General features: G+C 72.1%; 17 protein-coding genes. 8 read left to right on the plus strand and 9 right to left on the minus strand.

Features of this window, described 5'->3' with window-relative positions; translation table 11 throughout:
• Positions 1–1,392: methyl-accepting chemotaxis protein (locus tag BM144_RS10355; protein ID WP_092951885.1), on the minus strand; the 1,392-nt coding region annotated here is incomplete at its 3' end.
• A 154-nt stretch (positions 1,393–1,546) separates the two neighbouring features.
• Between BM144_RS10355 and BM144_RS10360 the strand changes: the two genes are divergently transcribed.
• Both BM144_RS10360 and BM144_RS10365 read left to right on the plus strand, forming a co-directional pair.
• Positions 1,547–2,869 (plus strand): THUMP domain-containing class I SAM-dependent RNA methyltransferase, encoded by a 1,323-nt coding sequence (locus BM144_RS10360; protein WP_092951887.1) that lies wholly within the window; start codon positions 1,547–1,549, stop codon positions 2,867–2,869.
• Positions 2,859–3,353, plus strand: a complete 495-nt coding sequence (locus BM144_RS10365; RefSeq protein ID WP_092951889.1) for a putative toxin-antitoxin system toxin component, PIN family — start codon at positions 2,859–2,861, stop codon at positions 3,351–3,353. Before BM144_RS10360 ends, BM144_RS10365 begins: the two co-directional genes overlap by 11 nt.
• Before the next feature lie 36 nt (positions 3,354–3,389).
• On the opposite strand, the gene BM144_RS10370 is transcribed toward BM144_RS10365, so the two are convergent.
• On the minus strand, positions 3,390–5,366 hold the full coding sequence (locus tag BM144_RS10370) for an ABC transporter ATP-binding protein/permease (RefSeq protein WP_092952491.1): 1,977 nt from the start codon (positions 5,364–5,366) through the stop codon (positions 3,390–3,392).
• A 308-nt stretch (positions 5,367–5,674) separates the two neighbouring features.
• On the opposite strand from BM144_RS10370, the gene BM144_RS10375 reads away from it, so the two are divergent.
• Positions 5,675–6,976, plus strand: coding sequence for a UDP-N-acetylglucosamine 1-carboxyvinyltransferase (locus tag BM144_RS10375; protein WP_092951891.1), 1,302 nt, complete (start codon positions 5,675–5,677; stop codon positions 6,974–6,976).
• Between the two features lie 294 nt (positions 6,977–7,270).
• Here BM144_RS10375 and BM144_RS10380 read toward each other — a convergent pair whose 3' ends face one another.
• Entirely contained in the window at positions 7,271–8,116 is an 846-nt protein-coding gene (locus BM144_RS10380) for a BUD32 family EKC/KEOPS complex subunit (RefSeq protein ID WP_092951893.1), read from the minus strand.
• A 261-nt stretch (positions 8,117–8,377) separates the two neighbouring features.
• Between BM144_RS10380 and BM144_RS10385 the strand changes: the two genes are divergently transcribed.
• Positions 8,378–9,229, plus strand: a complete 852-nt coding sequence (locus BM144_RS10385) for a YecA/YgfB family protein (protein ID WP_092951895.1) — start codon at positions 8,378–8,380, stop codon at positions 9,227–9,229.
• 38 nt (positions 9,230–9,267) lie between these two features.
• Complete coding sequence (locus BM144_RS10390) at positions 9,268–10,749, plus strand: SulP family inorganic anion transporter (RefSeq protein ID WP_092951897.1); 1,482 nt, start codon at positions 9,268–9,270, stop codon at positions 10,747–10,749.
• Between the two features lie 53 nt (positions 10,750–10,802).
• On the opposite strand, the gene BM144_RS23110 is transcribed toward BM144_RS10390, so the two are convergent.
• Positions 10,803–10,970, minus strand: a complete 168-nt coding sequence (locus BM144_RS23110) for a hypothetical protein (RefSeq protein WP_175525992.1) — start codon at positions 10,968–10,970, stop codon at positions 10,803–10,805.
• A gap of 177 nt (positions 10,971–11,147) precedes the next feature.
• On the opposite strand from BM144_RS23110, the gene BM144_RS10395 reads away from it, so the two are divergent.
• Entirely contained in the window at positions 11,148–11,393 is a 246-nt protein-coding gene (locus BM144_RS10395) for a ParD-like family protein (protein WP_092951899.1), read from the plus strand.
• Positions 11,393–12,187: a type I methionyl aminopeptidase gene (map, locus tag BM144_RS10400; protein ID WP_092951901.1), complete on the plus strand. Its 795-nt coding sequence runs from the start codon at positions 11,393–11,395 to the stop codon at positions 12,185–12,187. Before BM144_RS10395 ends, map begins: the two co-directional genes overlap by 1 nt.
• Positions 12,188–12,205: 18 nt before the next feature.
• Here map and BM144_RS10405 read toward each other — a convergent pair whose 3' ends face one another.
• The 5 genes from BM144_RS10405 to thiL form a co-directional block, all read right to left on the minus strand.
• On the minus strand, positions 12,206–12,694 hold the full coding sequence (locus BM144_RS10405; protein WP_434802660.1) for a CinA family protein: 489 nt from the start codon (positions 12,692–12,694) through the stop codon (positions 12,206–12,208).
• A gap of 62 nt (positions 12,695–12,756) precedes the next feature.
• Positions 12,757–13,326: a phosphatidylglycerophosphatase A family protein gene (locus BM144_RS10410; protein WP_092951903.1), complete on the minus strand. Its 570-nt coding sequence runs from the start codon at positions 13,324–13,326 to the stop codon at positions 12,757–12,759.
• A complete protein-coding gene (locus BM144_RS10415) occupies positions 13,323–15,047 on the minus strand; it encodes a DUF4139 domain-containing protein (RefSeq protein WP_245783619.1) in 1,725 nt (574 codons plus the stop codon). Before BM144_RS10415 ends, BM144_RS10410 begins: the two co-directional genes overlap by 4 nt.
• A 226-nt stretch (positions 15,048–15,273) precedes the next feature.
• Complete coding sequence (locus BM144_RS10420) at positions 15,274–17,052, minus strand: pectate lyase (protein WP_092951907.1); 1,779 nt, start codon at positions 17,050–17,052, stop codon at positions 15,274–15,276.
• Positions 17,053–17,434: 382 nt separating this feature from the next.
• Positions 17,435–18,415, minus strand: coding sequence for a thiamine-phosphate kinase (gene thiL / locus BM144_RS10425; protein WP_092952494.1), 981 nt, complete (start codon positions 18,413–18,415; stop codon positions 17,435–17,437).
• 96 nt (positions 18,416–18,511) lie between these two features.
• Between thiL and BM144_RS10430 the strand changes: the two genes are divergently transcribed.
• Positions 18,512–19,561 carry an OmpA family protein gene (locus BM144_RS10430; RefSeq protein WP_245783620.1) on the plus strand — a complete coding sequence of 350 codons (1,050 nt, stop codon included), beginning with the start codon at positions 18,512–18,514 and terminating at the stop codon, positions 19,559–19,561.
• Positions 19,562–19,564 lie beyond the last annotated feature (3 nt).

Genomic DNA, 19,564 nt, shown 5'->3' on the forward strand with positions numbered 1-19,564 from the left:
CTCGACGGCGGCGTTGAGCGCGAGGATGTTGGTCTGGAAGGCGATGGAGTCGATGACGCCGATGATGTCCACGATCTTGCGCGAGGAGGCATCGATGCCGCCCATGGTCTGCACGACCTGGCCGACGACGCTGCCGCCGTGGGCGGCGATCTGCGAGGCGTTGGCGGCGAGGTGGTTGGCCTGGCGGGCGTTCTCGGCGTTCTGCTGGACGGTGGCGGTGAGCTGCTCCATGGCGGCGGCGGTTTCCTCCAGCGAGCTGGCCTGCTGCTCGGTGCGGCCGGAGAGGTCCTGGTTGCCGCTGGCGATCTCGCTGGTGGCCAGGCGCACGGATTCGGAGGATTCGCGGATGCGCACGAGCACGGCGGCGATCTTGTCGACGAAGTGGTTGAAGGCGCGGGCGATCTGGGTGAGCTCGTCGCTGCCGTGGGTTTCGAGGCGGCGGGTGAGGTCGCCTTCGCCGGAGGCGATGTCCTCCAGGGCGTCGCGCACGACGGCGAGGCGGCGCAGCTGGCGGCTGACGGCGACGGTGACGAGGCCGACGGCCACGGCCACGCAGAGGATGGTGATGAGGGCGGCGACCTGCAGCAGGTCGCGCACGGGGCGGGTGGCCTCGGCGCGGTCGATGGCGATGGCCAGGGTCCAGGGCGTGCCCTCCACCTTGGCCGCGTAGAGCATCTGGTCCGCGCCGTCGATGGAGACATCGGCACGTCCGCCGTCGGCGGCCAGGCGCGCCAGCAGGGCGGCGTCGAGCGCGGGGGCGATGGCCGTGACGGGCTTGAGGGCCAGTTCCGGCTTGGAATGGGCCAGGATGTTGGACTGGCCGTCCAGCAGGAAGGCGAAGCTCTTTTCCATGGGGTGGATCGCGTTGACCTTGCGGGTCACGGTGTCCAGATGCATGTCGGTGCCCACCACCGCGGTCGGCTGGCCTGCGGGCCCGACGGGTTCGACGAAGCTGATGGTGAGTTTGCCGGTGCTCGCGTCCACGTAGGCGGGTGTGAGCGCGGGGCCGCCGGTCTGCACCGCCTGCTTGTACCAGGGGCGCGCCGTGCCGTCGTAGTTGTCCGGCATCGGGTGGGAGAACACGTTGCGCCGGTCGGCGTACACGAAGTAGGTGTCGTCGAAGGCGCCCGCCTGCTTGGCGGCGAGCAGGAAGGGCACAGGCTCAGCCTGCCCGACCGCGGCCTTCAGGGAGGACGTGATCCGCTGCTTTTCCCTGACCCACTCCGCCAGCTCGCCCGCGTGCACGCGCGTGAGCTGGCCGATGCGCTCGTCCAGTCCCGACACGGTGTTGCCGCGCACGACGAAGAACGTCGCGAGCGCCAGCGCGACCAGCGAGAGGGTGGTGATGGCGATGCAGATGCCGATGAGGCGGGCTCGCAGGCTGTTGAACATCGGGGGACTCCATGGAAACCGAAAAAAGGCGCGATCGCTTGGTTATCGTCGATTGCTGAGGATTATCAACACATTGATACAGCCGTTCCGGTATATGGAAAGACGTTCGAAGGGGATTCGGGCCACGGGCTGCGCGTATCCTCACCCCTGCCTTATGAACTCATTGCAACTCTTTCTGCCCTGCGCCGCTGGCGTGGAGGGCTTCCTGGCCGACGAGGTCCACGGCATCACGGGCCTGACCGGACACGACCTGCTCACCGGGCGCGGCGGCGTGCAGGTGCGCTCTTCGTGGCGCGACGCGCTGCGGCTCAACCTGCACAGCCGGCTGGCCCAGCGCGTGCTGGTGCAGCTCGCCGAGCGCATGTACCGCTCCGAGAACGACCTGTACGCCATCGCCAGCGAAGTGGCCTGGGAGATCTGGTTCACGCCGCGCCAGAGCTTCCGCATCGACGTCACTGCCCAGCACAGCCCGCTCAACAGCCTGAACTTCGCCGCGCTGCGCGTGAAGGATGCCGTGGCCGACCGCTTCCGCGCCAAGGCCGGCGGCGTGCGGCCCGACGTGGACACGCAGCACCCGGACGTGCGCATCCACCTGCACCTCACCACCGACCGCGCCACGGTCTACATCGACACGTCGGGCGAGCCGCTCTTCAAGCGCGGCTGGCGCGAGGACAAGGGCGACGCGCCGCTCAAGGAAACGCTGGCCGCGGCCATGATCGCCGCCACGGGCTGGGACCCGCTGGGCGACGCGCCGCTGCCGCTCTACGACCCCTGCTGCGGCAGCGGCACCATTCCCATCGAGGCCGCGCAGATGGCGTGCCGCATCCCCCCGGGCCTCACGCGGCGCTTCGCGTTCGAGAAGCTGCTGCCCTACCAGCCGCACGTCTGGACGGCGCTGATCGGCGACGCGCGGGCCGGCATCCGGCCTGCGGCCGTGGGCCTGTTCGGCTCCGACGTGTCGCACCGCATGGTGGATTTCGCGCAGCGCAATGCCGAGCGCGCCGGCGTGGCCGGGGCCGTGCAGTGGCGCGGCGGCGACGCGCTGCAGCGCATGCCGCCCAGCGAGATGCCGGGCATCCTGCTGCTCAACCCGCCCTACGGCGAGCGCATCGCCGCCGCCGGCAGCGCCGGCCAGAATGCCCAGGCGCGTGCCAGCGCACGGTCCGGCGAGCCGCCGGAGCCCTTGCGCGCCGCCGGCCGCGAAACCGCGCAGACCGAGGACGGTGGCGAGTTCTTCACCCGCCTCGCCACGCACTGGAAGAAGAACTTCGCCGGCTGGCAGGCCTGGATGCTCACGCCCGACCTCAAGCTGCCCGGCCGCATGCGCCTGAAGGAGTCGCGCCGCGTGCCGATGTGGAACGGCCCCATCGAATGCAGGCTGTTCCGTTTCGACATGGTGCAGGGCACGGCCCGGGAGCGCGCGCCGGCCGCGCAGCGCACGCCACCCGCGCACGGTGCCGGCAGCCATGAAGGTTGAGCTGCGCCTGCCCGCCGCGGCCCCGCCCGGCGAGCCGCCGCGTCCCGTGGTGGTGGACACCAACGTGGCGCTGGACCTGATGATCTTCTCCGACCCCGCCACGGCCCCCTTGCGGACGCTGCTGGCCCAGGGGCGCCTCGACTGGATCGCCACGCAGGTGATGCGGGGCGAACTGGAGCGCGTGCTGGCCTATCCGCACATCGTCGCGCGCATGGACTACTACCGCGTGGACGCGGCGCGTGTGCTGGCCGCCTTCGACGCGCAGACCCGCCTGGTGGAGACCGCGCCGCGCGTGGCGTATGTCTGCAAGGACGCCGACGACCAGAAATTCATCGACCTCGCCGCCGCGCACCGCGCGATCCTGCTTTCCAAGGACAAGGCCGTGATCTGCATGCGCAAACGCCTGCTGGCCCTGGACGCGCACGTGGCGACGGCCCTGGTGCTGGAATCGGGCGCCGCGGCGCCGCAGCCCGAACCCGCCTGACGCGCGCCGGCCCCGCGGCCCGGCGCACCCGTCAACTCATTCGGCGAACTCGAAATCTTCTGCTGCGTGCACGGACCAGCCGCCGTCGCCCGTGAGCAGCAGCACGTGCGTGTGGTGCGCCAGCACGGCGGGGCGGTGGGCGATGCTGATGATCGAGGCCCCGCTGGCGCGCACGCGCTCGTACAGGGCGGCCTCGTTGGCGCTGTCGAGCGCGCTGGTGGCTTCGTCCAGGATCACGATGCGGGGCTGGCGCACCAGCACCCGTGCGAAGGCCAGGCGTTGCTGCTCGCCGATCGACAGCTGCTTCTCCCAGTCGCGCGTGGCATCGAGCCCGCCCACGCGGTCGGCCAGATCGGGCAGGTGCACGTCGCTCAGCAATTGCAGCAGTTCGTCGTCGGTGAGCGAGGTCTCGCGCTCGGGGTAGAGCATCTGGCTGCGCAGCGTGCCGGCCTGCATGTAGGGCCGCTGCGGCAGGAAGAACAGTTCCGCCAGCGGGGGGTGGTGGACCACGCCCTCGCCCGTGCGCCACAGGCCGGCGATGGCGCGCAGCAGCGAGCTTTTGCCGCAGCCGCTCGGGCCGGTGATCAGCAGCGCGTCGCCGGGCTGCAGGTCCAGCGAAAGGTCGCGCACCAGCAGGCGCGCGAACTGCGGCGTGTAGAGCGTCAGCCCCTCGATCGCGAAGCGGTCGCCTTCGCGCGCTTCGATCTCGGTGCCGGGGTCCGGCGGGTCGGAGGCATCGGTGCCGGCGGCTTCTCGTTCGGGGCCTGCCGCGCCGGCGTCCTGTGCCGGGGCTTCGGTGCCCGCCTCGGCCACCCGGGACTGGCCGCGTGCGCGGGCGCGCAGGCGCTCCAGGCGCTGGCGGCGGCGCAGCTTGCGGGCCGCGGAGGCGGCCTCGGGTTCCTGCGGCTCCTCGCGCCCGGTCTCGCCCAGGAGCGCCTGTCCCAGCGTGTCCAGCCGGCCGATGCCGGCCACGAACCGGCTCAGGCTCTCGAAGTTGTCCACGATCAGCGAGACCGCCGCCAGCACGGCCGCGAAGGCGCCGCCCGCCTGGATCGCGCGGCCCACCTCCATGTCGCCCGAGAGCACGGCATCGGCCAGGATGATGCTGGGGATCACCACCGTGAGCTGGCTGAACGCGCGCTGGAAGAGGTTGAGCGAGCGCTGCCGCTTGATGAGCCGGGCGTAGTTGTTGAACACGGCCTGGAAGCGGTGGTCGAGCTGCGCGCGCTCCTGCGCCTCGCCGCGGTAGAACGCGATCGACTCGGCGTTCTCGCGCAGCCGCATGAGCCCGAAGCGGAAGTCCGCCTCGCGCCGCAGCTGCCAGAAGTTCAGCCGGATCAGCGGCGCGCCGAACACATACAGCGCCACCACCGTGCCCACCAGCGCGTACACGGCCAGGAAACCCACCAGCACGCGCGAGATCGACCACAGCACCGCGCTGAACGCCACCAGTTGCATGAGCGCGCCCACGAAGATCAGCAGGAAGTGCGTGGAGCGGCCCGTGAAGGTGTTGATGTCTTCGCTGATGCGCTGGTCGGGGTTGTCGATCACGCCCTGGGCCGTCAGGTCGTAGTAGCGGCGCCCGCTCAGGTAGCCGTCGAGGAAGCGGTGCGTGAGCCAGCGCCGCCAGTGGTTGGCGAAGGCGTCGCGCATGTAGTAGTAGAACGCGTAGACCGGCACGGCGAAGGCCAGCACGATCAGGCAGGTGCGCACGGCGCCCCAGAAGCGGTCGCTGTCCTTGGCGGCGAGCGCGGAGGTCATCTCGCCCGTGCGGTCGATCAGCATCACCGCCAGTTGCGTCTCGCACAGCATCAGCAGCACGAGCAGCCCCAGGAGCGACCACGCGGCGACCTTCTTGTCTCCCTGCCAATAGGGCTTGGCCACATGCATGAACTGCCGCCATGCGGCCTTGGAGAGGGCCGGCGCGCGTCGGGGCGCGTCGTCGGCGGTGGAAGGAGATTCCGCGCGGGGCGCGGGGCCGGAGGAGGCGTCGGCGGTGGCAGTGGAGGGCATGTAGTCGTTGTTCTCGGGCACACGGTGAAGGCCCGCTGAGGGCACGATAGGCGGGGCGTTGCGGCTCGGCTGTCGGACGCGGGCTACGCCCGTCTACGGAAACGCCCCCGACACCCCTCGCGCACCGGCGTGCGGAATGCCGTGCCGACCGGCCCGCCAGGCGCTAAAGTGCCGCCTGGCCCGTGCCCACGCGGTCTCCCGCGCCGGGTTCCTTCCCGTGCATCACGCGCACTTCACGCACGTTTTCTGCCCGTTTTCGCGCACCATCGCGCCCCTTCTTCCGCTGCGCTGCCCTGCCCTTTTTCCCCATGTCCAACCTCATCGTCCACGGCGGCACGCCCCTGCGCGGCCGCATCACCCCCTCGGCCAACAAGAACGCGGTGCTGCCCGTGCTGTGTGCCACGCTGCTCACGCGCGAGCCCCTGCGGCTGCTGGGCGTGCCCGACATCACCGACGTGCGCAAGATCCTCGACATCTTCCGCGCGCTCGGCAGCACGGTGCAGATGGACCACGCCACCGGCACGCTGGAGCTGCACCACGAGGGCACGGTCTTCGACGCGGCTTCGCACCGGCTGCCCGAGGAGATGCGCTCGTCGATCATGCTGGTGCCGCCCCTGCTTGCGCGCTTCGGCGTGGCGCGGCTGGAGGACAACGTGAAGGGCTGCACGCTGGGCGTGCGCGAGATCGATCCGCACGTGGACGTGTTCCGCCGCTTCGGTGCCGGCGTGGAGCGCGCCGAGGGCTCGCTGCTCGTGCGGCGCGACGGCGCCCTGGCGCCCACCGACCACTGGCTCGACTATGCCTCGGTCACCACCACCGAGAACTTCGTGCTGTGCGCTGCCAGCGCGCCGGGCCGCTCCACGCTCACCAATGCGGCCTCCGAACCGCACGTGCAGGAGTTCTGCCGCTTCATGCGCCTGCTGGGCGTGCGCATCGAGGGCATCGGCACCTCGCGGCTCACGGTGGAAGGCGGCATGCCGCTCGGCGGGGGCGAATTCCGCTTCGACGAGGACTTCCACGAGATCACCACGTTCCTCGCGCTGGGCGCGATCACGGGCGGCGACGTGGTGGTGCGCAACAGCGCGCCCGAGAACTTCCCGCTCATCGACCGCACGTTCGCGAAGTTCGGCGTCGAGATCGCGCACGAGGACGGCTGGTCGCGCGTGCGCCGCGCGGGTCCGCTCGCGGTGCAGCAGCCCTTCACGGGCAACACGCTCACCAAGGTGGAGGCGGCGCCCTGGCCGTACTTTCCGGTGGACCTGCTGCCCATCTTCATCGCCCTGGGCGTGCGCGCCGAGGGCAACGCGATGTTCTGGAACAAGGTCTACGACGGTGCGCTCGGCTGGACCGGCGAGCTGTCGAAATTCGGCGCGCACGTGTTCTCGTCCGATCCGCACCGCATCGTGACCTTCGGCGGGCAGGCGCTCGCGCCCGCGGTGGTCGAGAGCCCCTACATCATCCGCGTGGCGATCGCGCTCTTCATGGTGGCGGCCAGTATCCCGGGCCGCTCGGAGATCCGCCATGCGGCGCCGATCCGGCGCGCGCACCCGCGCTTCGTGGAGAACCTGCGCAGCCTGGGGGCGCAGGTGGACTGGACGAGTGAGGAGTGACAACCCCCCGGAGCGGCTGTGCCGCTCGGTGCTGCCGCCGGAGGCGGCAGCCCTTCGGGCACGTCCAAGCCTGCATTGGCAGGCTTGGAGCCGCGGCCCTCAGCCCCTTCTCTCGCAGTGCTGCGCACTGCGGGAAGGGGGGCCACGCCGGTGGACGGGCGGAGCCCGATCCACGGCGTGTGCTGGCTTGGCCTGCTCCGCGGCCTTCTGATGGGTTGAGGCCGAGGGGGCGCGCAGGCCGCCGCGCCTCTCGGTGGATGGCAAAGTCTGCTGGTTGATCTCGGGTTGCGTGGGCTACGGCGCCAGTAGGTCGTAGGCAGCGCGCACGCGCTGCAGGTCGCGGCCCCAGCGGCGGTCCTGGGGGAGGCGGCGCAGCCAGGCGAGGCGGTGCACTGAGCCCTCCACCACGGTGCGCAGGGCGGGGTCGCGCGTGGCGAGCCAGGCGGCGGTTTCGGTGCGGGCGGCGGGCAGGGCGCCCGCGTCGCGCAGGTAGAGCGCGGTGGAGTGCGCGTAGCAGAGCAGGTCGCGGGCCTGGCAGGCGGGCAGGGGCAGGGCGGCGGCGGGGTCGTCCTCGAAGTCGAGGTAGCCCACCACGCCGTCGGGGCAGCGCACCAAATTGCGCGCGAAGGCCTGGCTCAGGCAGTTGCCGCGCGCATGCACTTCGGCAATGGCCGCCAGGCCCTGGCGCCAGAGCGCGAGCACGGCCTCGGGGCCCTGCGCCACGGCATGGTCGATCTCGTTGCCCAGCGAATGGGTTTCCTCGCCCGGGCGGCCCAGGTCGCGCATGAGAAAGCCGTCCGCGCGCGCGGCCAGCACCTCGGGCACGCGCAGGCCCAGCGCCGCCAGCGCACGCAGGCGCCGCACTTCGGTGGCGATGCCCTCGGCCCCGCCCGGCGTGGGCACGGGCCGCAGCACCGGCAGGCGCAGCAGCCGCGCGAGCAGCGCCATGGCGCGGTGCCGTGCGGGCCCGCGCGCGGGGGCCGCGCGCTTGAGCCAGACCTGGGTGCCCTCCAGCGTGTAGCGCTGCACGTTGGCGGTCTGCGCGGGCAGCCATTCGCGCAGGAAGGCCGCCCAGTCGGTGGAGGCGGCGGCAGGTGCGGGCGCGGAGGCGGGAACGGGTGGGGGCGGCAGGGCGGGCATGGGCGGAAAAAAGGAGGAAAACGGGGCGCGCGGCTACACTCGCCGCCTCGGAGCGCGATGCGGGCCCGGCCCGCCGCGGCGGCATCATAGAGGGTGCCTTCCTGCCGGGCGGCCCCGGCGGCCGGCCGGCGCGCGCCGCGCGGTCCCGGGGTGAACGGCCCCGGCCCGCCGCATCCGCCGCTCCCGCACGGACCTCCCCGACCCGCCCTTTTCCTTTTCTCCCGACACTGCCCGCGCCCGCCGCGCCAGGAGCTAGCCCCCATGACCGATTCCCAGCACCCCACCCCGCCCGCCGACGAGGCCGCTCCCGCCGGCATCGAACCCGCGCTCAGCAACGACGACCTCGACGAGCTGGACGCGCTGCTCGACGACCTGCGCTCGCGCGCCGAGGAAATCCCCCAGTGGGAGTTCTGCGACGGTTTCCTCACGGCGCTCGTGTGTACGCGCCGCGCCATCCCGCCGGCCGAGTACCTGCCGATGCTGCTGGACGATGGCGGCCCGCTGGAGCTGTCCGCCGAGGGCGCCGCGCTGCCGCGCCTGCCGGCCTTCCGGGACGATGCGCAGCAGGCCCGCTTCGTCGAACTCTGGACGCGCCGCTGGAACGAGGTGGCGGGCCAGCTCGACACCATGGTGGAATCGCTCGAGGACGACCGGGCCTTCCAGCCCGAGGTGATGGACATGCGCGGCGCGATCGCCTGCCTGCCCGAGGAAGAGCGTGCCGAGATGGCCGACCAGGACGTGCCCTCGTTCGGCCAGGTCTGGGCGCTGGGCTTCATGTTCGCCGTGGAGAACTGGCCCGAGGAATGGGCCGCCCCGCGCGACAAGGAAGCCGCGCAGTGGCTCGACGGCGGCCTGGACCACATCGTCGCGCTGACCGAGGACGACACCGGCCGCCCCGAACACAACATGTATGCCGAGGACGGCCCGCCCAGCGTGAGCGAGGACCGGCTGGAAGTGTTCGGCGAGTCGATCTGGGCCGTCTACGACCTGCGCCAGCTCTGGAAGAGCATGGGCCCGCGCATCGAATCCGTGCGCCGCGAAGACACCCCCGGCCGCAACGATCCGTGCAGCTGCGGCAGCGGCAAGAAGTACAAGAAGTGCTGCGGAGCCTGACGGCTTATCCCTGAGGCGCCCCGGCATCGCCTGTCCACATGAATCCTTCCTTCCTGGCGCGCCTGCGCGCCGAATGGGCGCCCAGCATCCCGCGCGAGTTGCTCGCGGGCGCGGTCGCCACCTTCGCGCTGATTCCCGAGGTGATCGCGTTCTCGTTCGTCGCGGGCGTCGATCCGTCGGTGGGGCTGTTCGCCTCGTTCGTCATCAGCCTCGTGATCGCCTTCGCGGGCGGGCGCCCGGCCATGGTGTCGGCGGCCGCGGGCTCGGTGGCGCTGGTGGCCGCGCCGCTCGTGCAGTCGCACGGCATCGGCTACCTGTTCGCGGCGGGGCTGCTGGCCGGCGCGGTGCAGCTGGCGTTCGGGCTGCTGCGCATGGGGGTGCTGGTGCGCTTCGTCTCCAGCTCGGTGCGCACGGGCTTCGTGAACGCGCTGGCCGTGCTGATCTTCTCGGCGCAGTGGCCGCACCTGCGCGGCGCCAGTGCCATGACCTGGGCGATGCTGGCGCTGGGGCTGGCCATCATCTACGGCCTGCCGCGCCTGGGCGCCTGGCTGGGCTGGCGCGCGCTCACGGCCATTCCGTCGCCGCTGGTGTGCGTGGTGGCGCTCACCGCGCTGGCCTCCGGCATGGGGCTGCTGCTGCCCACCGTGGCCGATCTCGGCACGCTGCCCGATGCGCTGCCGGCCTTCGCGCTGCCCGGCGTGCCGTTCACGCTGGAGACGCTGCGCACCATCGCGCTGCCGGCGCTCGCCATCGCCTTCGTGGGCCTGCTCGAATCGGTGCTCACGGCCGCCGTGGTGGACGAGATGACCGACACGCCCAGCGACAAGAACCGCGAGTGCGCGGGCCTGGGCCTGGCCAACATCGCGGCCAGCCTGTTCGGCGGCATCGCGGGCTGCGGAATGATCGGCCAGGCCGTGGGCAACGTGAAGTACGGCGGCCGGGGGCGGCTCTCCACGCTGTTCGCGGGCGTGTTCCTGCTCATCCTCATGGTGGCGCTCAAGGACTGGGTGTCGCGCGTGCCGGTGATCGCGCTGGTGGCCATCATGGTGATGGTGTCGGCCTCCACCTTCGACTGGGCTTCGCTGCGCACGCTGGTGCGGCACCCGCGCACCTCCAGCGCCGTCATGCTGGCGACCGTGGCCGTCACGCTGGGCACGCACAACCTCGCGGCCGGCGTGGCCGTGGGCGTGGTGCTGAGCGGCGTGTTCTTCGCATTCAAGGTGGCCCGCCTGCTCGACGTGCGCGCCGAGGACGACGCCGCCACGGGCCTGCGCACCTGGCACGTGGCGGGGCAGGTGTTCTTCGCCTCGGCCGATGCCTTCATCGACGCCTTCGACATCCTCTCGGCCGAGGGCCGGCCGGTGCGCATCGACGTCTCGCGCGCCCACTTCTGGGACGTGACCGCCGTCGCCGCGCTGGAGAAGGTGGTGGTGCGGCTGCAGCACCACGGATGCCCGGTGGAGGTGGTGGGCATGAACGCGGCGAGCGAGGGGCTGGTGGGGCGGGTGGGAGCGCGCTGAGCGGTATCCCTGGGCCCCATGCCGCCGGATCCATTGAACAGTTTGCTCTGATTTCAGGAGCAATTTTTCAGCTGCCGGCCCCGAGGGCCGGGGCCCCGGGGGTTTCGGAAACCGGTCCAGTCGTCCTGGCCCGCGGCACCCGCCAGGGCCAGCGTGCGCTCGGCCAGCAGGCCGGTTTCGCTCTTGTCCGGCGCGGCCAGCGGTTCACGGAAGCCGTCCATGCGGGCCTTGCCCTTGCCCAGGTTGAACTGCGGGATGAAGTCTGCAGGGTCTTGGTGCCGGCGGTCACGTCGCGGCGCACCTGGATCAGCCCGGCCTGGGGCCAGGCCCAGGCATGGGAAACCCGTGATGCATATGAAATGAATACAATGCATATACGTTTCATATGGAGATTGCAGATGGGCATCGTCAAGATTTCCGACCTCATGCATGAAAACCTGCGCGTGGCCGGCAATGCGCTCAGCCGGTCGATCAACGCGCAGGCCGAGCACTGGATGCGCGTGGGCATGCTGACCGAGCTGTACCCGGACCTCGACCACCGCGCCATCTGCCAACTGCTGGTCCGCTCGGAACTGGCGGGGGGCCTGGACGTGGCCACGGCGGTCGGCGCGCCGGCCAAGCCTGCGGCGGCGGAAGCGCAGTGATGGCGCGCAACGGCATTCCGCTGCGGACCGCGGATGAACTGGCGATGGCGCGGCGGGCGGCGCAACTGGCTGCCGAGGTGCTCGCCATGGTCGCGCCGCACGTCGTGCCCGGCGCCAGCACCGAGGCGCTCGACCGCCTCTGCCGCGAGCACATCGTGGGCGTGCAGGGCGCCGTGCCGGCCAACGTGGGCTACCTGGGGTATCCGAAGACCATCCTCACCTCGGTCAACCACGTGGTCTGCCACGGCATCCCCGCGCCGGACTGCATCCTGAAGCAGGGCGACATCGTCAACATCGACGTGGCCGTGCAGAAGGACGGCTGGTTTGGCGACACCAGCCGCATGTACTTCGTCGGCACGCCCGGCCCGCTCGCGCGGCGCCTCGTGGAGACCACCTACGCAGCCCTGCGCGCGGGCATCCGGCAGGTGCGCCCCGGCGCGACGCTGGGCGACGTCGGCCACGCCATCCAAACGGTCGCCGAGCGCGCGCACTTCAGCGTGGTGCGCGAATACTGCGGGCATGGCATCGGGCAGGTCTACCACGACGAGCCCAACGTGCTGCACTACGGCCGCCCGGGCGAGGGCGTCCGGCTGGAGCCCGGCATGGTGTTCACCATCGAGCCCATGCTGAATGCCGGGCGGCGCGAGACGAAGCAGCTGGCCGATGGCTGGACCGTGGTGACGAAGGACCGCTCGCTCTCCGCGCAGTGGGAGCACATGGTGGCCGTCACCCCCGACGGGTACGAGGTGCTGACGGCGTGGCCCGACGGCCTGGGGGATTACGCCCCGCTGTGAGGGCGGCCCCCGCCGCCGCTAGCGCAGCCGCTCCGCCAGCCGCGCCAGCGCGTGCCGCACCGTCGCCGCCCGCACGGCCGCGCGGTCGCCCGGGAAGCGCACCACCTCGGTGTGCGCCGCCCCGTCCACGCACCAGCCGAACCACACGGTGCCCACGGGCTTGTCGGCGCTGCCGCCGGAGGGGCCGGCCACGCCGGTGACGGCCACGGACACCTGGGCGTGCGCGTGGCGCACGGCGCCCTCGGCCATGGCGCGGGCCACGGGCCCGCTCACGGCGCCGTGCGCGGCGATGAGCGCGGCGGGCACGCCCAGCAGCTCGGTCTTGGCGGCGTTGGAATAGGTGACGAAGCCGCGCTCGAACCACTGGCTCGACCCGGCCAGGTCGGTGCAGGCGCCCGCGATCAGGCCGCCCGTGCAGCTCTCGGCGGTGGCCAGCATCCAGCCGCGCGCGGTGAGCGTGCGTGCGATGTGGGCCAGATCGGCCTCATGCCGCCGGTTCTGTTCGATAGTTTGCTCATCTTTCGATAGCGGATCGCGGGCTGTGCCGCCGGCCGCGTCGCCGGGCCCGCTCACCACAGCACCCTCCAGAGCGCGATCGTGAACAGCGTGCAGAAGGCGGCCACGAAGTCGTCGAAGAGGATGCCCCAGCCGCCGCGCCAGCCGAAGCCCTTGAAGAGGCTGTCGGCCCAGGCGACCGGGCCGGGCTTGGCGGCGTCGAAGAAGCGGAACAGCGCGAAGGCCGCGCACTGGCCCCAGAAGCCCATGGGCATGGCGAGCCAGAGCACGCACCAGAAGGCCACGATCTCGTCCCACACGATGCAGCCCGGGTCGGCCACGCCGAGGTGGCGCGCCGTGGTGGTGCACGCCCACCAGCCCACGAGCGTGCCGGCCAGGATCAGGAGGCCGATCTGCGCCGGCGCGAGCCACTGCTGCAGCAGCAGGTAGGCGAGCCACGCCCAGGCCGTGCCCACGGTGCCGGGCGCGCGTGGCGAGAGGCCCGAGCCGAAGCCCAGCGCGATCCAGTGCGCCGGGTGGGCGCGCAGGAAGGCGGCGGTGGCGGCGGGCGGCCGGCGGCCGGGGCGGGCGGCGGTGCCTGCGGCGGCGGACGGGGCGGAAGGCAGTGGGGGCAGCGCGTTCATGGCTTGGTTTCGTTCAGTTCGATGTCCTTGGCGTGGCGCACCGTGTGCTCGGCCGTGAAGCGCGCACCGGCGCCGGGCGCGAGCGTCTGCTGCCAGGCGGTGGTGCCGGCGCGGCCTTCCCATGCGGTGGTGAGCGGCGCGGGCGTGTAGCGCGATTCGACCTCGATCTTCGTGTTGCGCGACACCGGGGCGGCGTCGATCACCTGCAGCGTGATCGGCGTGGTGTGGCGGTTGTCGATGCGGTAGGCGAGCACGGTGCGCTGCTCCACCCGCGAGCCCGTGAGGCCGGCGGTGCCGGTGGTCTGCTGCGGCGCCTCGGCCTGCACGCGCACGAGGTCGTCGGGGCCGAACCACAGCGGCACGGTGCGGGCTTCCTGCACGCCCCCGGCGCCGGCTGCCGCAGGTGCGGCCGCGGCGGCCGCGAAGTCCAGCCGGCCCTGGCCCACGAAGGCGCCGTCGCGGTACAGGCCCACGGGCCCCGCGGGCCAGGGGCCGGCGGGCGGTGCGATCTCGGCCACGAGGTAGGCGGTCTCCTGCTGCGCGGGCAGGGTGCGCGTGACGAGGCGCGCCGATGCGTTGTGCGTGCCCAGCAGCAGCGTGGTGCGCTGGCCGCTCGCGGGCACGGTGAGGCGCTGCGGCACCTCGAAGCGCGTGGCGTAGCTGCCTTCCAGGGACGCCACGTCGAAGTCGGGCAGCGGCTCCTCCGCCATGCCGGCCGGGGCGGCCAGGGCCGCGGGCGCGGGCGCCGGCATCGGCGCCGACAGGCGCTCCAGCCGGCGCTGCGGCTCCGGCGGGGCGGCCACGTCGAGCGTCCACGGGCCGGGGCGCGGCCCCTGCGTGGCCCGCGCGGGGGCCTGCGTGGTGAGCGCCAGCCGCACGTTGCTCCAGTCCTCGCCGCTGCGCTGCGCCACCACGGCCAGCCGCTCCAGCACCACGGCGCCCGTGGCGGTGTCGAGCCGCGCGCGGTAGCCGGGCTGCCAGCCGGGCCCGCGCACCTGGTAGGTGAGGCGCAATTCGGCCTCGCGGTCGGCGGCGAGGTGGACGGCCACCGACACCACCTTCGAGCGCGGGCCGCCCGCGGCGCGGTCGCGCTCGGCGCGCAGAGGCTTCAACTCGCGCTCCAGCGCTTCCTGGCGCCGCTGCAGCGGCGGCAGGCGCACGAGCGTATCGGCCGAGGTCTTGCGCAGCGCCTCGGCCGTGGCCGGGATCTGCGCGGCCGGGACGGGAGGCGGCGCGGCGGAAGCGCCTGCCGCAGCAGCGCCCTGGCCGTCGCGCGCGGCGGGGCTGGCGCCACCGTTGCCGCCGCCGGCGACGTGGTTCAGGTAGCGGTCCACGCGGCGCAGCGCGGCGATCTCGCCCTGCACGTTCGCGATCTGGTCTTCCAGCGCATGGATGCGGTCGTCCAGCGGGCTCGCGCAGCCGGCGGCCACGTCGCGGTCCTCGGTGGTGACCTTGAATTCGCCCACGCGCACGCCGGCATCGGCGCCGATCTGCAGGCTGTCCGCGTCCAGGCTGGCCGGCAGGCAGGCGAAGGTGGCGCCGCGCGCGCCCGCTGCGATGCGGGCGCTGCGCTCCACCGTGGCGATGCCGGGCGCCACCGTCACCTGGGTGATGCGCGAGGCCACGGGCGGCGGCTCCTGCGCGGCCGCGCCGAAGGCCGCGCAGGCCGCCAGCACCGGCAGGGCGCGGCGCAGCGCGGTGGCGCCGGCGGGCCGGGGCATCGGGGTCGGGCGGGCCGCGGCCGGCGGGCGTGGGCGTGCAAGGGGCATCTCCGCTCCTTCTCTCTCGGGGTGGACAGGGAGGGCAATGCTAGCAGCGCCGGTGCCCGCGGCACCGTGCAGGAGGCCTGGAGCCAAAAGTGCTCCATGCCGCCGATTCCATTCAATAGTTTGCTATTGAATTAATAGCATCCAAAGACTGCGCGTGGCGGCCGCACCGGAGCCCGGCTCAGTTCGTCGGCGCCACGTACGCGATGAGCCGGCCCATGCGGCGGATCCATTCCGAGGTGACGATGAACTGCGGCTTGTCCTTCTTCACGTAGGGCGCGGCGTCGGGCGGGTTGTCGGCCGGGTAGGGCGAGGTGTCGTACACGTCGCCCACGTGCCGGCTGCGGTAGGCCGTGCCCGTGTAGGCCGCGGCGGGGCCGTCGCCCAGGTAGGGGTTGACGATCTCGGGCACCGGCGAGGTCCAGTAGCGCTTGTCGCCCAGTTCGTCCACGAGCTGCTGCGCCTCCTTCTCGGGCACGCTGGGCGTGGGCATCGCGGCGCCTGCGAAGAGGTCGGGGAAGTCCACCTCGCGGATCGAGAAGTACCGCGGCAGCGCGCGCTGCGGGCCGCCGGCGAGCGGCGAGCGCGCGGCCATGTCGGCCACCTCGCGGTCGGTCATCGCGTTCAGCTTGGCCCAGGTCGATTCCAGGCCCGCGATGTCGATGGCGCGGCCGGCCGAATAGTGGCTCACGGTGTCGCGGTAGTTCTTGTCGGCGTAGTAGCCGCCGTTGTGGATGTTGGAGCCGTAGCGGTGCACGTAGAGCGGATCGTTCGTGCCCAGCTCGACGAAGGTCGGGTGTGTGCGCCCGCCGCCCAGCAGCGCGTTGTTGGCGATCGCCTCGGCCGGCAGCGGGCAACTGCGCAGCCAGGCGATGGCCTCGGGGACGCGCGCCAGGTACTTGCGGTCGCCGGTGAGCTGGAAGTAGTTGAACAGCTGGCGGATGTTGGTCTGCGTGGTGTGCGTGGCCAGCGAGCGCGGCTCGTAGCTGCGCGCACCGGCCGGGGCCCCCGCGGCGCGGCCGCCCTGGGCGCGCGAGAGGTGCTGCAGGCTCCAGCCGGCCTGCGGGCCGGGCTGCTGCATGCGGCGCATGCACTCCATCGCGCGCTGGATCGGCGGCACGAGCCGGGTCTCTCCCAGCGCGATCACGCACATCGTGAGGAACTTGATGTTCTCGCCCATCACGTCGTCGTTGAACGTGACGTGCAGCGTGTAGTCGCCGTCCTCCATGCCCGCGTGCGCGCCGGCCGGCACCTGCTCGGGGTGCGTGGGCGGCATGCTGGAGACGGCGCCGGGAAAGTGCGGAAAGCGCTGCGGCCAGCCGCCGTCGGCGATGCCCCATTCGGGCCCGAACTGCGCGTCGAGCACGAAGCCGATGGCCTTCTGCAGCGGCGCGAGGAAGCGCGCATCGCGTTTCTCCAAATACATGCGCAGCAGCAACTGCGAGGCCACGGCCGTGCCGGCATCGTCGAACGTGGCGTTGCCGTAGTAGTGCTGGAACTCCTCCAGCCGCCAGCCGTTGCGGCCGATGGTGTCGTACCACTGGCGCAGCGAGGCCTCGCCCGCGAAGTCGTGGATGTAGTTCCAGCCGCCCGAGGCGTGCTGCGCGGCGACGATCGCGAGCGCCGTGCGCTCGGCCGCCTGGTAGTGGCGCTCGTCGCCCGTGGCGTGGTAGGCGTCCAGGTACACGTGGCCCACCGACGGCGTGCCGGGCGGCTGGATCCAGCACATGGTGCGGTAGGCCTCCATCTCGCCGAAGGTCTGCTTCAGGTCCGGCGAGTACGACCACACGTAGCCGCCCCGGTACGACACCACCTCGTCCATGTACACCGCAGCGCGCCGCATGGCGCCGACGGCCTGCCCGCGCGGACTGCCGGAATCGCCGTCCCCGCCGCCGCAGGCCGTGAGCCACGCGGGCGCCATGGGGGCGAGCGCGGCCAGCGCAAAGTCTCTTCTCTTCATGGGAATGTCTCCTCTCCTGGTTCTTCGGATGCCGGCAGCGCCCTCCGGCGCCGCCGTGCCGGCCTCGGCCGCAGGTGCGGCGGGCTGGCTTGTGGGTTGTACTTAGTTAGATGATGTCGTACAACAGGCGGCATTGTTGCGAGGCGGTTCGGCAAGGGTTTGCGTGTTTACCCGCAGAGAAACGCACCAATTTGTGACGAGAAGTCAGAAAAATCGCGAAGCCTGTGGCTATCGATTTGCGCGAGTGATTTGATGTCGTACAACTTGGGGTGCGGGCGCCGGGTTCGACCCAGAGGCAAGGGGGCTGCACCCTTGCGGTTTCACGCGGTGGCAAGGCCGCCCACCGGAGCCGAGCACGTGCGCCGGCACGCGTGGCGGCGCTTCAACGGAAGTGGTCGAAGGCGAGGTACTGCGCGGACAGGGGCTGGCCCCCGGCGTCCAGCAGCCGCAGGCCGGGCTCGGCCTCCATGGCGCCGATGCGCGTCACGCGCGTGCCCGCCTGGCGGGCCGCGGCCTCCACCGCCGCGCGCCGTGCGGGCGGGGCCGTGAACAGCAGCTCGTAGTCGTCGCCGCCCGCGAACACGCAGCGCAGCAGGTTCTCCCAGCCGTAGGGCAGGTTCTCGGGCGCGTGGCCCGAGCAGGCCGCCATGAGCTGCGGGGCCAGCGTGGTGTCGATGCGCGCCCCCACGCCCGAGGCCCGCAGGATGTGCCCCAGGTCGCCCACGAGGCCATCGCTCACGTCGATGGCGCTGCTGGCCAGGCCGCGCAGCGCCTGCCCCAGCGCCACGCGCGGCGTGGGGCGCTCCAGCCGCTCGCGCGCCTGTGCCAGCACGGGCGGCGGCAACTGCACGGGCACCTGGCCCTGCAGCGCATCGAGCGCCAGGCGTGCATCGCCCAAATGCCCGCTCACCCAGAGATCGTCGCCCGCGTGCGCGCCGCTGCGCAGCAGCGCCTGCCCCGCGGGCACCTCGCCGAAAACGGTGATGCAGATGTTGAGCGGCCCCTGCGTCGTGTCGCCGCCCACCAGCTCGCAGCCATGCTCGTCCGCCAGCGCCAGCAGCCCTTCGGAGAAGCCCTGCAGCCACGCTTCGTCCGCGCGGGGCAGTGCCAGCGCCAGCGTGAAGGCCAGCGGCCGCGCCCCGCAGGCCGCGAGGTCCGACAGGTTCACCGCCAGCGCCTTGTGGCCCAGGTGCGCGGGGTACACGTCGGGGAAGAAGTGGCGGCCCTCCACCAGCATGTCGCTGGAGACGGCCAGGTGCATGCCGGCGCCGGGCGCGAGCAGCGCGCAGTCGTCGCCCACGCCGAGCGCGGCGCGGCGCACGGGGCGCTGGAAGTAGCGCGCGATCAGATCGAATTCACCCATGGCCGCGAGCATACCCGCCACCCCCACCGCGGAGGGGTGGCGGACCGTGCAGGCCCGCCGCTACACTGCGGCGCTCTTTTCAACGGGAGTCTGTCTGTGCACAAAGCAGCGGCGGTGGCGCTGGTTCTGGCCCTGGGCCTGGGGGCCTGCGGCAAGCAGGATGCGGCGCAGAAAACCGGCGGCGCCCCGGCCCGGCCCGAGTCCTCTGCGCCGGCCGCTCCGGCCGCTGCCACCAGCGCCGCGGCCCCATCGCCAGCGCTGGCTGCTTCCTCCGGCAAGGCGTTCGATGTGTCCGGCCTGCCGGTCTCGAACGCACCGCTGGGCGCCTTCCCCTACATCGCGCTGCCCGTTGGCTATGCCGCGGGAACCACGCCCGACGTCGCCGATTTCGATCAGGTGCCGTTCTGGACGGGAGACCGCCTGCAGCCGGTGGAAGGCCGGGTCTGGTCGGCGAACATCGCCGCCGCGCAGGGCAAGACCTTCTCGGACCTGGAGCTGGTGCGCAACATCGAGGCGGTGGTGGCCTCGCTGGGCGGCGCCAAGATCTTCGATGGCCGGATTCCGGAAGCCGCCGCCCAGCAGATCAAGGAATGGCCGCGCGATGTGGCCACGAAGTACAACAGCGGCCTGGGCGACCTCTGGAACAACCCCGCGCAGGTGTTCGTCGTGCACCGCGCCGACCGCGATCTCTGGATCCATCTGTGCAGCCACGCGTTCGGCGGCGGGCTGCTCATCGTGGAGACCCGGCCCCTTCAGGTCACCGCCGGGCTGCTGCCGGCCAGCGCACTGAAGGCGCAGATCGACAGGACCGGCAAGGTGGCGCTGCAGGTCAACTTCGCCACCGACAAGACCGACATCCTGCCCGATTCGCAGCCGCAGCTCGGGCAGGTGGTGCAACTGCTGCGGCAGGACGCGTCGCTGAAGCTGGCCGTCAACGGCTACACCGACGACACGGGGGACCCGGCGCACAACCAGGCCCTGTCGGACGGCCGCGCCAAGGCCGTGGTCGCGGCCCTGGCGGGCCAGGGCATCGATGCGTCCCGCCTGTCATCTGCCGGCTTCGGCGCCGCGGACCCCGTGGCGGACAACGGGACGCCAGAAGGCAAGGCGAAGAACCGGCGGGTGGAGCTGGTCAAACGGTCCTGAAAC

The sequence above is a fragment of the Paracidovorax konjaci genome (assembly GCF_900112675.1).
Classification (GTDB): domain Bacteria; phylum Pseudomonadota; class Gammaproteobacteria; order Burkholderiales; family Burkholderiaceae_C; genus Paracidovorax; species Paracidovorax konjaci.